The 15143-nt window shown below is 67.1% G+C and carries 15 protein-coding genes; 14 read left to right on the forward strand and 1 reads right to left on the reverse strand.

The window, feature by feature from the left end; translation table 11 throughout:
- The first annotated feature begins 28 nt into the window (after nucleotides 1–28).
- From OJF58_RS15090 to pcaB, 4 genes are read left to right on the forward strand one after another with little or no spacing between them, the layout of a single operon-like run.
- A complete protein-coding gene (locus OJF58_RS15090) occupies nucleotides 29–1561 on the forward strand; it encodes an alkaline phosphatase family protein (protein ID WP_300778514.1) in 1533 nt (510 codons plus the stop codon).
- Between the two features lie 48 nt (nucleotides 1562–1609).
- The gene (gene pcaH, locus OJF58_RS15095) at nucleotides 1610–2305 is read left to right on the forward strand and encodes a protocatechuate 3,4-dioxygenase subunit beta (RefSeq protein WP_300778515.1); all 696 of its coding nucleotides are present in this window, start codon (nucleotides 1610–1612) and stop codon (nucleotides 2303–2305) included.
- Nucleotides 2306–2309: 4 nt separating this feature from the next.
- Nucleotides 2310–2873 (forward strand): protocatechuate 3,4-dioxygenase subunit alpha, encoded by a 564-nt coding sequence (gene pcaG / locus OJF58_RS15100; RefSeq protein WP_300778516.1) that lies wholly within the window; start codon nucleotides 2310–2312, stop codon nucleotides 2871–2873.
- A gap of 4 nt (nucleotides 2874–2877) precedes the next feature.
- Nucleotides 2878–4179: a 3-carboxy-cis,cis-muconate cycloisomerase gene (gene pcaB, locus OJF58_RS15105; RefSeq protein WP_300778517.1), complete on the forward strand. Its 1302-nt coding sequence runs from the start codon at nucleotides 2878–2880 to the stop codon at nucleotides 4177–4179.
- Nucleotides 4180–4194: 15 nt separating this feature from the next.
- On the opposite strand, the gene greB is transcribed toward pcaB, so the two are convergent.
- On the reverse strand, nucleotides 4195–4746 hold the full coding sequence (gene greB, locus OJF58_RS15110) for a transcription elongation factor GreB (RefSeq protein ID WP_300778518.1): 552 nt from the start codon (nucleotides 4744–4746) through the stop codon (nucleotides 4195–4197).
- A gap of 30 nt (nucleotides 4747–4776) precedes the next feature.
- Between greB and OJF58_RS15115 the strand changes: the two genes are divergently transcribed.
- The 10 genes from OJF58_RS15115 to urtD all read left to right on the forward strand — a co-directional run bounded on the left by OJF58_RS15115 (nucleotide 4777) and on the right by urtD (nucleotide 15142).
- Nucleotides 4777–5592 carry an urease accessory protein UreD gene (locus tag OJF58_RS15115; protein ID WP_300778519.1) on the forward strand — a complete coding sequence of 272 codons (816 nt, stop codon included), beginning with the start codon at nucleotides 4777–4779 and terminating at the stop codon, nucleotides 5590–5592.
- A 52-nt stretch (nucleotides 5593–5644) separates the two neighbouring features.
- Nucleotides 5645–5947: an urease subunit gamma gene (locus OJF58_RS15120; RefSeq protein WP_300778520.1), complete on the forward strand. Its 303-nt coding sequence runs from the start codon at nucleotides 5645–5647 to the stop codon at nucleotides 5945–5947.
- Nucleotides 5948–5959: 12 nt separating this feature from the next.
- On the forward strand, nucleotides 5960–8011 hold the full coding sequence (gene ureC, locus OJF58_RS15125; protein WP_300778521.1) for an urease subunit alpha: 2052 nt from the start codon (nucleotides 5960–5962) through the stop codon (nucleotides 8009–8011).
- Between the two features lie 133 nt (nucleotides 8012–8144).
- Complete coding sequence (locus OJF58_RS15130; protein ID WP_300778522.1) at nucleotides 8145–8633, forward strand: urease accessory protein UreE; 489 nt, start codon at nucleotides 8145–8147, stop codon at nucleotides 8631–8633.
- Complete coding sequence (locus tag OJF58_RS15135; protein ID WP_300778523.1) at nucleotides 8569–9306, forward strand: urease accessory UreF family protein; 738 nt, start codon at nucleotides 8569–8571, stop codon at nucleotides 9304–9306. The genes OJF58_RS15130 and OJF58_RS15135 overlap by 65 nt, the downstream gene beginning before the upstream one ends.
- 38 nt (nucleotides 9307–9344) lie before the next feature.
- Nucleotides 9345–9962 carry an urease accessory protein UreG gene (gene ureG, locus OJF58_RS15140; RefSeq protein ID WP_300778524.1) on the forward strand — a complete coding sequence of 206 codons (618 nt, stop codon included), beginning with the start codon at nucleotides 9345–9347 and terminating at the stop codon, nucleotides 9960–9962.
- A 321-nt stretch (nucleotides 9963–10283) separates the two neighbouring features.
- Entirely contained in the window at nucleotides 10284–11579 is a 1296-nt protein-coding gene (urtA, locus tag OJF58_RS15145; RefSeq protein WP_300778525.1) for an urea ABC transporter substrate-binding protein, read from the forward strand.
- 79 nt (nucleotides 11580–11658) lie between these two features.
- The gene (gene urtB / locus OJF58_RS15150) at nucleotides 11659–13272 is read left to right on the forward strand and encodes an urea ABC transporter permease subunit UrtB (protein ID WP_300778526.1); all 1614 of its coding nucleotides are present in this window, start codon (nucleotides 11659–11661) and stop codon (nucleotides 13270–13272) included.
- Nucleotides 13269–14387 (forward strand): urea ABC transporter permease subunit UrtC, encoded by a 1119-nt coding sequence (gene urtC / locus OJF58_RS15155; protein WP_300778527.1) that lies wholly within the window; start codon nucleotides 13269–13271, stop codon nucleotides 14385–14387. Before urtB ends, urtC begins: the two co-directional genes overlap by 4 nt.
- Complete coding sequence (gene urtD / locus OJF58_RS15160; RefSeq protein WP_300778528.1) at nucleotides 14384–15142, forward strand: urea ABC transporter ATP-binding protein UrtD; 759 nt, start codon at nucleotides 14384–14386, stop codon at nucleotides 15140–15142. Before urtC ends, urtD begins: the two co-directional genes overlap by 4 nt.
- The last annotated feature ends 1 nt before the right edge of the window (nucleotide 15143 follow it).

The raw sequence follows: 15143 nt of genomic DNA on the forward strand, positions 1-15143 counted from the left end.
TCGCCGGCCTCCAACCTCGAGGAGTTGCATGCCTGCCGCCAGGAACGTCTTGTTGATCGTGGTCGACCAGTGGCGGGGCGCGATGCTGCCCAAGCTCGGCGCCGACTACCTGAAGCTGCCCAATATCGATCGCCTGTGCGCCGAGGGCGTGACCTTCCGCAACCATTTCACCCAGGGAGCGCCCTGCGGGCCCGCGCGGGCAAGCCTCCTGACCGGCATGTACGTCATGAACCATCGCGCGGTGCAGAACACGATCCCGCTCGATTCGCGCTTCACCAACCTCGCGCACGAGCTGCGGCGCGGCGGCTACGATCCGGCCCTGGTGGGCTACACGACCACGACGCCCGATCCCCGACGGACGGCGCCCAACGATCCGCGCTTCTTCGTGCTGGGAGACATCATGGAGGGCTTCCATGCGGTCGGCTCGTTCGAGAACCGCAATGCCTATTTCGGCTGGGTGGCGAACCAGGGATTCAGGCTGCCGAAACGGCGCGACGACATCTGGCTGCCGCAAGGCGCGCCGGGCGCGGGCGCGACGCCGCGGCCCGCCGTGATCCCCAGGGAGCTTTCCGATACGGCCTGGTTCAATAAGCGCGGGCTCGCCTACCTGAAGGGGCACGGCGACAAGCCCTGGTTCCTGCATCTCGGCTACTACCGTCCGCATCCGCCGTTCATCGCGCCCGAACCGTACAACGCGATGTATCGGCCGCAGGACATGCCGAAGGTTGTGCGCGCCGCGTCGCCCGCGGAGGAGTCGAGGCAGAATGCGCTGCTCGCCTACTATGTGAACAACATCAAGCAGTCGAGCTTCTTCCAGGACGGCCAGGGGCTCGGCTCGGCGATGACGGAGGCGGAGGTGGCGCAAATGCGCGCGACCTACTGCGGCCTGATGAGCGAGATCGACGATCATCTCGGCCGCGTCTTCGACTACCTGAAGCAGACAGGGCAGTGGGACGACACGCTGATCGTCTTCACCTGCGACCATGGCGAGCAGCTCGGCGACCACCATCTCCTCGGCAAGATCGGATATTTCGACGAATCCTACCGCATACCCCTGGTCATCCGCGATCCGCGGGCCGCGTCGAACGGCGCCCGCGGCAGCATTGTCGAGAAGTTCACCGAGACGGTCGACACCATGCCGACCATCCTCGAATGGCTCGGCCTGCCGGTGGCGCGCCAGTGCGACGGTCGCTCGCTGCTGCCGTTCTGCGAGGGCGGGGTGCCGAGCGACTGGCGTACGGAAGTGCACTACGAGTTCGACTTTCGCGACCTCCACTACAGCCAGCCCGAGAGCTCGCTCGGCGTGCCGATGGACAAGTGCTCGCTGGCGGTGGTGCAGGACGAGAACTTCAAATACGTCCACTTTGCCGCCTTGCCGCCGCTCTTCTTCGATTTGAAGGCTGATCCCCATCAGTTCGTGAATCGGGCCGGCGATCCGGCCTACGCGGTTCGCATGGGCGAATATGCCGCGCGCATGCTGGACTGGCGGCTGGGATTCGCGGAGCGCACGCTGACCGGCTACCGCGCCACGCCCAAGGGGCTGGAGGTGCGCGCCGCCTGACTTTCGCGCTACAGTGCGCATCCTTTCACAAGATCACGTCTGCCTGTCATGACTCAGGAAATCTATCGCCGCGCGCCCATCGGCACGCATCCGCCCAATCTCTCGCCGGAATACAGGTCGACCCCGGGACGCGCGCCGCGTCAGGCGGCGGTGGTGCTGCCGCATACGCTGTCGGAGGTGACCGGCCCATTGCTGGTGACCGAGCGGCTCGATGCGCTCGAGAACGATCTCACGCGGCAGCGCATGGGTGAGCCGCTCGGCGAGCGCATCGTCGTCCATGGCCGCGTCCTCGACGAGGACGGCAGGCCCGTGCCGCAGGCGTTGGTCGAAATCTGGCAATGCAATGCTGCCGGCCGCTATCATCATCCCGGCGATCAGCACGACGCACCGCTCGATCCGAATTTCTACGGCGGCGGCCGGGCGCGGGCGGATACGGAAGGGCGCTATCACTTCATCACCATCAAGCCCGGCGCCTATCCGTGGAAGAACCACCACAACGCCTGGCGGCCGGCTCACATTCACTTCTCGCTGTTCGGACCGGCCTTCGCCACGCGCCTGATCACGCAGATGTATTTTCCCAACGACCCGCTGCTTCCCTTCGACCCGATCTACAACTCGGTGCCGGAAGGCGCGCGACATCGCCTGCAGGCGGCATTCGACATGGAGGCGACCCGGCCCGAATGGGCAATCGCCTATCGCTTCGACATCGTGCTGCGCGGACGCAACGCCACACCCATGGAATGAGCTCATGTCGAACGAGCTGACGCCCTCGCAGACGATCGGGCCGTTCTATTTCGGCACGCTGATCAAGGCCTATCGTCACGACCTCGCGCCGCCGGGCGTGGCCGGCGAGCGAATCGATATCGTGCTGAGCCTGCACGACGCGGACGGTGCCGTCGTGCCCGACGGGCTGTTCGAGATCTGGCAGGCCAACAGCCACGGCCGCTACAACCATCCCGAGGACCGCCGCAACCTGCCGCTCGATCCGGGCTTCGACGGCTTCGGCCGCGCCTCGACCTACACCGACGGCTGCAGCCATTTCAGCACTATCAAGCCCGGCCGCGTGCCGTGGCCCGAAGGCGGCCTGCAGGCGCCGCACATCAATGTCTCGATCTTCGCGCGCGGCCTGCTCAACCGTCTGGCGACGCGCCTCTATTTCGACGGCGATCCGGCCAATGCGGAGGATCCCGTGCTCAAGATGATCGAGCCCAAGCGGCGCGCGACGCTGCTCGCCAAGCGGGATGCCGAGGGAATGTGGCGCCTGCCGATCCGTCTCGGCGGGCCGAACGAAACCGTCTTCTTCGATTGCTGAGGCGATGGCCGGCCGGCTGGTGAATGCCCTGGGAGCGGCGCCGGCTGCAGCCGAGGCCTTTTCGGATGCGGCGACCCTGCGCCACATGCTGCGTTTCGAGGCGGCTCTGGCGCGCGCCGTTGCGCAGGCTGGTCTGATCCCGAAGAAATTCGCCGGCATAGTCGCGGCCGCATGCGATCCAGCGCTGTACGACCCCGAACCGCTTGCCGAAGCGGCGCGCCGTACGGCGACCTTGACGGTACCGGTCGTGAAGGCGCTCACCGCGGAGGTCGCCAAACGCGATCCGGACGCTGCCGGCTATGTCCATTGGGGCGCGACCAGCCAGGACGTGATCGATACGGCGATGGTGCTGCAGCTCGGGGAGGCGTTGCCGCCGCTCCTGAAGGAGATCGAAGGCATCGTTGCCGCCTTTGCCACTCTGGCGAAGAAGCATCGCGCCACGCCGATGCTGGGCCGCACGCTCCTGCAGCCGGCGACGCCGCTAGCGCTCGGCCAGAAGATCGCGGGCTGGGCATCGGATCTCGACCGCGCCAGGCGCCGCCTGGCCGAGAGCTTCGCCGAGACGCAGGTCCTGCAGTTCGGTGGCGCCTCGGGCTCGCTCTCGGCGCTGGGCGGGAAGGCCGAGGCGGTGATGACGGCGCTGGCGACGGACCTCGAGCTCGCCCTGGCGCCCGCGCCCTGGTTCGCGCAGCGCGTACGCCTTGCGGCGTTCGCGCAGGATTGCACGCTGGTCTGCGGCGCGCTGGGGAAGGCCGCGCGCGACATTTCGCTCATGATGCAGGTCGAGGTTGGCGAGGCATCGGAGCCGTCCGGTCCGGACCGCGGCGGCTCGTCGACCATGCCGCACAAGCGCAATCCCGTAGGGTCGACGCTGGTGCTGGCGGCCGCCAATCGCGCGCCCCATCTCGCGGCGACGATCGTGTCGGGGATGGTGCAGGAGCACGAGCGCGCGCTGGGCGGCTGGCAATCCGAGTGGCCGACCCTGGCGGCGCTGGTCGAGACGCTTGGCTCGTCCCTGCAGGCGATGGCCGAGGTGGCGCCCGGCCTCGTGATCGACACGGATGCGATCCAGGCTAACATGGATGCTGCCGACGCCGCCGTCTTCGCCGAGCGCGCCACCTTCCTGCTGGCCGGGAAGATGGGCAAGCAGAAGGCCGCCGCCCTGGTCGAGAAAGCACTGGCCAAGGGCGGCTCGTTCGTCGAGGCGTTGGGCCAGTTGCGGACCGAGCTCGGCGACGAGCAGGCACTGCTGGGCCACTCGTCCGAGTTCGTCGATCGGCTGCTCGAGGAGCTACATCGCAAATGACACGAAAGTGTGCTGTCAGCGATACTCCACCTTCACGATCTCGATCTCCTCGACGCCGCCCGGCGTGCGCATCTTGACGACGTCGCCTTCGTAGGCGCGCAGCAACGCCTTGGCGATGGGCGAGATCCAGCTCACATGGCCCCTGGCCGGCTCGACCTCGTCGATGCCGACGATCTTGACCTTGCGCTCCTCACCCCGGGAGTTCGCCCAGGTCACGGTGGCGCCGAAGAAGACCTGGTCGGTCTTGGGGCGCGTCGCGGGATCGACCACCTCCGAGCGTTCCAGCCGCTTGCTGAGAAAGCGGATGCGCCGGTCGATCTCGCGCAGGCGCTTCTTGCCGTAGAGATAGTCGCCGTTTTCCGATCGGTCGCCGTTGGCGGTGGCCCAGGACACGACCTGCACGACTTCCGGCCGCTCCTTGCGCATGAGCGTCATCAGTTCCTCGCGCAGCCGCGCGAATCCCTGCGGCGTCATGTAGTTCTTCGATCCGGCCGGCAGCCCGCCCGTATCCTCGGGCAGGTCGTCGCCCAGCTCGGCGTCGCTTTCCTTGGTGAAGGCTTTGCTCATGTCGGTCCGTAATCTATCAAGGGCGGGCCGATGAATGCCACCCGTCCCCGCCTGCAACGCGCCTCCGGCGAGAGTCGCGTCGTTTTCGAGGTGCGCGACGGCACGACAAGGCTCGCCGATCTCTATCAACGCGATCCCTGCCGGGTCTTGTTCCCCGATCCGGAACCCGGCGATCCGCCGGAAGCCGTCCTGCTCACGACCTCGGGCGGTGTCACCGATGGCGACAGGCTGCGGATGACCGTGGAAGCGGCGGCCGGCACGCAGGTCGTGGCGACGACCCAGGCCGCGGAAAAGATCTACCGTGCCGCCGGCCCGGTCGAGCATTGCGGCATCGACGTCGCCCTGACCGTGGGCAAAGAGGCGGCGCTCGACTGGCTGCCACAGGAGACGATCGTCTTCCAGGGCGCGCGGCTGAAGCGCCGCACCGTGGCTCGGGTCGCCGTCGGCGGATCGCTGCTGGCTTGCGAGATGGTGGTGCTGGGCCGCGCCGCCTCGGGCGAGCGCTTCACCGACGGCCTGCTGCTCGACGCCTGGTCGGTGTACCGGGCGGGCCGGCTCGCCTGGACGGACGTGCTGCGGGTCGAAGGCGAGACATCGGGCGGAGCCGGCTTTGGCGCCGCCAACGGGCTTGCGACCGTGATCGGTGTCTGGGAGACGCCGGGACCGCACTTCGAGAAGGTGCAGGCGCTCCTCGATGACGCGGGGACAGTGCGCGCCGGGGTCACGCTGGTCAGTGGCGTTCTGGTGGCGCGGCTGCTGGGCGAAGCGAGTGCGGTGCGACGGGCAGCGGTGCGCTTCCTCGGCGATCTTCGCGGCCGGCGCCTGCCGCGCGTTTGGCATGTTTGATGCTTGTCCCCACCGGTTATAGTCGAACGATGAAGCTGGGGGAACGCAGGCAATGAATCTCACGCCTCGCGAAAAGGACAAGCTGCTTGTCGCCATGGCCGCCAACGTGGCGCGCCGCCGTCTCGAGCGCGGCGTCAAGCTCAACCATCCCGAAGCGGTGGCGCTGATCACTGATTTCGTGGTCGAGGGTGCCCGCGACGGCCGTTCGGTGGCGGAGCTGATGCGCCACGGCGGGGCGGTGCTTCGACGCGAGCAGGTGATGGAGGGGGTGGCCGAGATGATCCACGAGATCCAGGTCGAGGCGACCTTTCCCGACGGCACCAAGCTCGTCACCGTCCACAATCCGATCCGCTGAGGAGTCACTTCCGTGAAGCCAGGCGAGATCCTTACCGGGCCGGGCGATCTCGAGCTCAACGTCGCCAGGGGCCGCCATGCCGTGACCGTCGAGGTGGCGAACAGCGGCGACCGGCCGATCCAGGTCGGCAGCCACTATCATTTCTTCGAGACAAACGAGGCGCTGAAATTCGACAGGAAGCGCGCCAGAGGCATGCGGCTCGATATTCCTGCCGGCACGGCGGTGCGCTTCGAGCCCGGCCAGTCGCGCACGGTGCGGCTCACGCCCTATCTGGGCGCGCGCGAGGCGCATGGCTTCCAGGCCAAGGTCTCGGGCAAGCTCGGTCCGGTCGCCAGGACCGGCATGGCCAACGAAGGGCCGACGCGCATCTCGCGCGCGGCCTATGCCGGCATGTTCGGTCCGACGACAGGCGACAAGGTTCGGCTCGCCGATACCGACCTCTTCATCGAAGTCGAGAGGGACCACACGATCTACGGCGAAGAGGTGAAGTTCGGCGGCGGCAAGGTGATCCGCGACGGCATGGGGCAGAGCCAGCGCACTCGCGCGCAGGGCGCCGTCGACACGGTGATCACCAATGCCCTGATCCTCGATCACTGGGGTATCGTGAAGGCCGACATTGGCCTTCGGGATGGCCGCATCACGGCCATCGGCAAGGCCGGCAATCCGGACGTGCAGCCGGGCGTCGGCATCGTGATCGGCCCGGGCACTGAGGTGATCGCCGCCGAAGGCAAGATCGTGACGGCTGGCGGCATCGACTGCCACATCCATTTCATCTGCCCTCAGCAGGTCGAGGAGGCGCTCTGCAGCGGCATCACCACCATGATCGGCGGTGGCACCGGCCCGGCGCACGGCACGCTGGCAACCACGGTGACGCCGGGACCGTGGCATCTCGGCCGCATGCTGCAGGCGGCCGAGGGTTTGCCGATGAATCTGGGCTTCTTCGGCAAGGGCAATACGAGCAAGCCGGCCGGCATCCGCGAGCAGGTCGAGGCCGGCGCCTGCGGTCTCAAGCTGCACGAGGACTGGGGCACCACACCCGCCGCGATCGAGAACTGTCTGTCCGTTGCCGACCGGATGGATGTGCAGGTCGCCATCCACACCGACACGCTGAACGAAGCGGGCTTCGTCGAGACGACGCGGGCCGCCTTCAAGGGCCGGACCGTCGCCACCTTCCATACCGAGGGCGCCGGCGGCGGCCATGCGCCCGACATCATCCGGCTCGCTGGCGAGAAGAACGTGCTGCCGAGCTCGACCAATCCGACGATGCCCTACACCGCGAACACCGTCGACGAGCATCTCGACATGCTGATGGTCTGCCACCATCTCGACAAGCGCATCCCCGAGGACGTGGCCTTCGCCGAAAGCCGCATCCGCAAGGAGACCATCGCCGCGGAGGATATCCTGCACGACATCGGCGCCTTCTCGATGATGTCGTCCGACAGCCAGGCGATGGGGCGTGTCGGCGAGGTCGTCATCCGGACCTGGCAGACCGCCGACAAGATGAAGAAGCAGCGCGGGCGGCTCGCCGAGGAGCAGGGCGACAACGACAATCGCCGCGCCAAGCGCTACGTGGCCAAGTACACGATCAATCCGGCGATCACCCACGGCATTTCGAGGCACGTGGGTTCGGTCGAGGTCGGCAAGCGCGCCGATCTCGTGATCTGGGCGCCGGCCTTCTTCGGGGCCAAGCCCGACATGGTGCTGATCGGCGGCTCGATCGCGGCGGCGCCCATGGGCGATCCCAACGCCTCGATCCCGACGCCGCAGCCGGTCCACTACCGTCCGATGTTCGGCGCCTTGGGGCGAAGCCTCGTGGCGAGCCCGGTCCTGTTCACCTCCCGGGCGGCGATCGCCAAGGGCGTGGCGAAGAAATGGGGGTTGAGCCGGCCGATGGTGGCCGTGAAGGGGACGCGCAAGATCGGCAAGAAGGACATGGTGCACAATTCGCTGTGTCCCCGGATCGAGGTCGATCCCGAGACTTACGAGGTCCGCGCCGACGGCGAGCTCTTGACCTGCGAGCCCGCGAAGGTTCTGCCGATGGCACAACGGTATTTCTTGTTTTGAGGCCTGCCATGCGTCATCGCTGGCGGCGCGAACCGCCTCAATACCGCGTGGGCGCTGCTGGAGTTGCGCGCTCCGATGGGCGCTCAAGGGAACGCGCCACTGCGGTGGCGCAATCTTCTTCTATCCGCAGCATATGAAACGCGCCATCGAGGTCGTCCGCACCGGCCGCTGGCCGCTGGCGGAGAAGATCGACACCGTCACCCTGCTGTTCGACGACCGCTATCGCCGGCGCCTCAGGATGCTGGGCGACGGCGGCACCGACTTCCTGCTCGATCTCGTCGAGCCGATCGTGCTGCACACCGGCGACGGGCTGCGGCTCGAGGAAGGCGGCTATGTCGAGGTGAAGGCGGCCGAGGAGGACCTGGTCGAGGTGCGTGGCCGCGATGCCGCGTCCTTCGCCCGGATCGCCTGGCACCTCGGAAATCGGCACCTGCCGGCCGAGATCGCGCACGACCGCATTCTGATCCGCGAGGACCATGTCATCGTCGATATGCTGAAGGGGCTCGGCGCGGAGATGCGCAATGTCAGGGCGGCGTTCGACCCCGAGGGCGGCGCCTATGGCCAGCACAATCACGACCCCGGCCATCACCATGGCACGCTTCATGGCGAACGCCATGGCTGATGCGCTGTACCGGCTGCTGGCCTGGCTGTCGCCGGCCTATCCGATCGGCGCCTTCAGCTACAGCCATGGCATCGAGACCGCCATGGAAGAAGGCTTTGTCACGGATCGCGCATCGCTGATTGCATGGCTGGAGAGCATCCTGCGCGGGGGCACCGGCCGGGTCGACGGAGCGCTGTTTGCGGCGGCTTGGCGCGCCGCCGACGCGAAGGGCTGGCCGACCTTCGACGCCGTCGCCGAACGGGCCGCCGCCTGGCGCGGCACGTCGGAGATGGCCCTCGAATCGCGCCAGCAGGGGAGCGCGTTCCTGGCCATCACCCGGACGGCCTGGCCGCATCCCGACCTCGACGCGGTGCACGCGCGGACAGGCGGCGAGATTGCCCTGCCGGTCGCCGTGGCGCTGGCGGCCGCCGTGCATGGCATCGCACTCGAGATGGCGCTCGGCGGCTATCTCCATGCCTTCGCGGCCAATCTGATCTCGGCGGCCGTGCGTGTCGTCCCGCTCGGCCAGAGCGACGGCCAGTTGGCCCTGGCCACCCTGGAAAGTGCGGTGAGGCGCGCGGCCGGCGCGGCGCTTGCCGTCGCCGACCTCGACGACGTGGGCACGGAAACGCCTCTGCTCGACTGGTGCTCGATGCGGCACGAGACCCAGTACACGCGCCTGTTCCGCTCGTGACGCCGCCAGCGCGACAGAAACCGACAGGAGCACTCAGGATGGATTTGCGGGGTCCCTTGCGGGTGGGTGTCGGCGGTCCGGTGGGATCGGGCAAGACGGCGCTCGTCGAGCGCCTCTGCAAGAAGATGCGGGCGACCTACGACATCGCGGTCGTCACCAACGACATCTACACCAAGGAGGACGCCGAGTTCCTGACCCGCGCCGGCGCGCTGGCGCCGGAGCGCATCGTGGGCGTGGAGACGGGCGGCTGTCCGCATACGGCGATCCGAGAGGATGCCTCGATCAACCTCGCCGCCGTGGCCGACATCGTGCGCAAGTGGCCCGGGCTCGAGATCGTGTTCGTCGAATCGGGCGGCGACAACCTTGCCGCCACCTTTTCCCCCGAGCTGGCCGATCTCACGATCTATGTGATCGACGTGGCCGCTGGCGAGAAGATCCCGCGCAAGGGTGGCCCCGGCATCACGCGCTCCGACCTGCTGGTGATCAACAAGATCGATCTTGCGCCGCTGGTGGGTGCCGACCTCGGCGTGATGGACCGCGATGCGCGCAGGATGCGCGGCCAGCGGCCGTTCCTGTTCACCAACCTCAAGGAGAACAAGGGCGTCGACGAGGTCGCGGCCTTCATCCTGCACCAGGGCGGCCTGCCGACGCGCTGATCCTGCAGTCGGGCCGAGTCGGGGCAGGTGACAGATTCCTGGGCAGAAGCCTGCCCAAAAGAACAGCGCTACCGCTGCGGCCCATCACCCCGACCTGCGTGCACGTCATGGTCATCGCCGCGAGAACGAATAGGGCCGCTTCGGTTGGTCGTCCGGTTTTCCCAGGCGGGCTCCGTCTCTCGGCGTCGATTCTTCAGTCATTGGCTGGACATTCGGCCATTTCACGGCCGCACGACGTACTTTCCGCGGCTGGCTTGGCACGGCTTTCGCTTTCCCTGATCGCGGCGGGCTTCCCGTCGCGAAAAGAACAAGGAGAGCGGGATGAAGTTGGGATCACTCTGGCGCGCGGGCCTCGTAGCCCTGGCGCTTGTGGCCGGCGGTGCAGCCACGGCTGTCGCCCAGGACAAGGCGCCGATCAAGGTCGGCATCTTGCACTCGCTGTCCGGCACGATGGCGATCAGCGAGACGACGCTGAAGGACGTCATGCTGATGCTGATCGACGAGCAGAACAAGAAAGGCGGGCTTCTGGGCCGCAAGCTCGAGCCCGTGGTCGTCGATCCGGCCTCGAACTGGCCTCTGTTCGCCGAGAAGGCACGCGAGCTCCTGCAGAAGGACAAGGTGGCGGCGGTGTTCGGCTGCTGGACCTCGGTCAGCCGCAAGTCGGTCCTGCCTGTGTTCGAGGAGCTGGACGGGCTCCTGTTCTACCCCGTGCAGTACGAGGGCGAGGAGAGCTCGCGCAACGTCTTCTATACCGGCGCGGCGCCGAACCAGCAGGCGATCCCGGCCGTCGACTATCTGATGGAGAACGAAGGCGTGAAGCGCTGGGTGCTGGCTGGCACCGACTACGTCTATCCGCGCACGACCAACAAGATCCTCGAGGCTTACCTCAAGATGAAGGGCGTCAAGCCGGAAGACATCATGATCAACTATACGCCGTTCGGTCAGTCCGACTGGCAGTCGATCGTGGCCGAGATCAAGAAGTTCGGCGCGGCCGGCAAGAAGACGGCCGTCGTCTCGACGATCAACGGCGACGCCAACGTGCCCTTCTACAAGGAGCTCGCCAACCAGGGCGTCAAGGCCAAGGACATTCCGGTCGTGGCCTTCTCGGTCGGCGAGGAGGAGCTGGCCGGCGTCGACACCAGGCCGCTGGTCGGCCATCTCGCCGCCTGGAACTACTTCGAATCGATCAAGACTCCGGCCAACGAGCGCTTCATCAAGGACTGGAGGGCCTTCACCAAGAACCCCAAGCGGGTGACCAACGATCCGATGGAAGCGCACGTGATCGGCTTCAACATGTGGGTCGAGGCGGTCAAGAAGGCCGGCACGACCGATCCCGACAAGGTGATCGATGCCATCGTCGGCGTGACGGTTCCCAACCTGACGGGCGGCTACGCGACCATGATGCCGAACCATCACATCACCAAGCCGGTGTTCGTCGGCGAGATTCAGGGGGACGGCCAGTTCGACGTGGTGTGGCAGAGCCCGGGCGAGGTGGTCGGCGACGAATGGTCGGACTACCTGCCCGACTCCAAGAACCTGATTTCCGATTGGCGCAAGCCGATGAGCTGCGGCAATTTCAATGTCGGCACGGGCAAGTGCGGCGGCAAGGGGCTGTAGCTCGGCGGCCCCGGCAATCGTAGCGGCGGGATGGCAGCCTGCCATCCCGCCCGACACCTTCTCGAACTGAAGTGCCGACATGACCGTTTCGCGCAAGCTCGCCGGCGTGATCTCGCTGCTCATTTCGCTGGCATTCGCCAGTGCCGCATCGGCGAGCGATCTCGCGGCTCTTGTCGCCAACCTGACGACCGGCGGTTTCAGCGATCGCGAGGCTGCCGTTGGCGCGCTGGCGGCATCGCGAGACCTGCGCGCCGCACCGATCTTGCAGGCGCTCGGTGAGGGACGGCTTTACGTGCGCACCGCCGACAAGGCCGTCGTCATCGGCAAGGCGGAGGGCGATCGGCTTTCCCTCACCGATGCGATCACCGGCAAGGCGGCCGGGACGGGCTCCGAGGATGAGCTGAAGCGCGTGCGCGTCAACAATCGCCTGCGCGGCACAATCGACGACGCCGTGGCTGCGCTTACGCTGATGAATCCCGATCCCGGCATGCGCCGAAGCGCTGCGGATTCCCTCTTCAAGCAGCGCAATCCGTCCGCCCTGCCGGCGGTCGAACATGCCCTGCCGGTCGAGAAGGATGCCGGCATCAGGCGCGCTTTCGCCGAGGCGCGGGCGTCGATCGTCCTCGCGTCCGACGGTGCGTCGAAGACAGAGAAGCTGGCGGCCGTTGCGGTGGTGAGGGACCGCGGTGATCGCGACGCAATGGGAATCCTACAAGCGGCCGCATCGTCCCCCGATCGGGACGTCAAGGCGGCGGCAATGCTGGCAGCGGGCTCGTTGCGCCAGACGCTCGCCGTCTGGGAAGCCGCGCAGAACGTGTGGTACGGCATCTCGCTCGGTTCCGTCCTTCTCCTCGCCGCGATCGGGCTTGCCATCACCTTCGGCACCATGGGCGTGATCAACATGGCCCACGGCGAGATGGTGATGCTGGGCGCCTACACCACTTTCGTCGTGCAGCAGGTGATCCGGGCCTCTACGCCCCACCTGTTCGACGCGTCGATCGCGATCGCCCTGCCGCTCGCCTTCCTCGTGGCGGGCACAATCGGCATCCTGATCGAGCGCAGCATCATCCGCTTTCTTTACGGTCGGCCGCTCGACACGCTGCTGGCGACCTGGGGTCTGTCGCTGGGCCTGCAGCAGGCGGTTCGCACGATCTTCGGCCCGACCAACCAGGAGGTGAGCGCACCGTCCTGGATGTCGGGCTCGTTCATGGTCGGCCAGATCGACGTGACCTACAGCCGCCTTTGGATCGTGGTCTTCGCCCTCGTGGTCTTCGCGGCCCTGATCCTGATCCTGCGCAAGACGCCGCTCGGCCTTCATATGCGGGCCGTGACGCAGAACCGGCCGATGGCTTCGGCGATGGGCATCCGCACACCGCGCGTCGATGCTCTCACCTTCGGGCTGGGCTCGGGCATCGCGGGCCTTGCCGGCGTCGCGCTCTCGCAGATCGACAACGTCAGCCCCAACCTCGGCCAAGGCTACATCATCGACTCCTTCATGGTCGTGGTGTTCGGCGGCGTGGGCAATCTCTTCGGCACGCTGCTGGGCGCGACGGCGCTCGGCATCGTCAACAAGTTCCTCGAGCCCTATGCGGGGGCGGTGCTGGGCAAGATCCTGGTGCTGGTCTTCATCATCCTCTTCATCCAGCGTCGTCCGCGCGGGCTGTTCGCGCTGAAGGGCCGGGCGGTCGAATGATCGCGCGCTTTCTCTGGAAGGGCGTCGATCGCAGGCTGCGCTGGCTTATCGCCCTGGTGCTGGCGGCGGGCATCGTGCCGGTTCTCCCCGATCTTTTGCTGCCGGCCGGCAGCGCCCTCCATGTGCCGGCGTGGGTGCTGCAGCTCGTCGGCAAGTATCTTTGCTACGCCGCCCTCGCGCTCGCGATCGATCTCGTCTGGGGCTATTGCGGCATCCTGACACTCGGCCATGCCGCCTTCTTCGCACTGGGCGGCTACTGCATGGGCATGTACCTGATGCGCCAGATCGGCAGCCGCGGTGTCTATGGCAACCCGGTGCTGCCCGATTTCATGGTGTTCCTGAACTACAAGGAGCTGCCCTGGTTCTGGCACGGCTTCGACCAGTTCTGGTTCGCCGCGGTCATGGTCCTGATCGTGCCGAGCGCGCTCGCGCTGGCGCTGGGCTGGTTCGCCTTCAGGAGCCGCGTCACCGGTGTCTATCTCTCGATCATCACCCAGGCAATGACCTTCGCGCTGATGCTCGCCTTCTTCCGCAACGACATGGGGCTCGGCGGCAACAACGGCATGACCGACTTCAAGGACATCCTGGGCTTTCCGCTGCAGGCGGATGGCACGCGCGCGGCCCTCTATCTCGCCTCGGCGCTGATGCTGGCGCTCTTCCTGGCGATCTCCGGCGCCGTGGTCGGCTCGCGCTTCGGCAAGGCGCTGACGGCCGTACGCGACGCCGAGAGCCGCATGCGATTCCTGGGCTACCGGGTCGAGGGCTACAAGCTCTTCGTCTTCGTGCTGTCGGCCGCCATGGCGGGGATCGCGGGCGCGCTCTACGTGCCGCAGGTGGGCATCATCAACCCCAGTGAGTTCGCGCCGGGCAACTCGATCGAGGCCGTGCTGTGGGTCGCGGTCGGTGGCCGCGGCACGCTGATCGGTCCCGTCGTCGGCGCCTTCCTGGTGAACTGGGCCAAGACCTATCTCACCGGCGCGCTGCCCGAGGCCTGGCTGTTCGCGCTGGCGGGCCTCTTCGTCGCCGTGACGCTGTTCCTGCCCAAGGGCGTGGTCGGGCTGTGGACGCAGCTCAGGACGGGCAGGGCGCGACCCGTCAGGACGGCGACGACATGATCCCGACTCCAAGATCCACCTCGGCGCTGCTTTATCTCAGCGGCGTCACGGTCTCGTTCGACGGTTTCAGGGCCCTGAACAATCTTTCGCTGCTGGTCGAGCCCGGCGAGATGCGCGCCATCATCGGCCCCAACGGCGCGGGCAAGACCACCATGATGGACGTGATCACGGGCAAGATCCGTCCCGACGAGGGCGAGGTGGTGTTCGACGGCCAGGCCGACCTCACCCGCCTCGACGAGGCCGAGATCGCGACGCTGGGAATCGGCCGGAAGTTCCAGAAGCCGACCGTGTTCGAGAATCATACGGTGCGCGACAATCTCATGCTGGCGCTGGCAGGACCGCGGAGCTGGTACCGGCTGCTGACGGCGATGCCGACCAAGGCCGAGAACGATCGCCTCGAGGCGGTCCTGGCGGTGATCCGCATGGGCCCGCAGCAGCACATGCCGGCGGCGCGGCTCAGCCACGGCCAGAAGCAGTGGCTGGAGATCGGCATGCTGCTGGCGCAGGATCCCAAGCTCCTTCTGGTCGACGAGCCGGTCGCGGGCATGACCGACGTCGAGACCGAGACCACGGCGCAGGTGCTGCGCGAGATAAACAAGTCCCATTCGGTCGTCGTGGTCGAGCACGACATGAGCTTCGTGCGCGCGCTCGGCGTCAAGGTGACGGTGCTGCACGAGGGCTCGATGCTGGCGGAGGGCACGCTCGACCAGGTGAGCGCCGACCCGCGCGTGGTCGAAGTGTATCTGGGGCGCTAGG

The sequence above is a fragment of the Enhydrobacter sp. genome (assembly GCF_030246845.1).
GTDB lineage: Bacteria > Pseudomonadota > Alphaproteobacteria > Reyranellales > Reyranellaceae > Reyranella.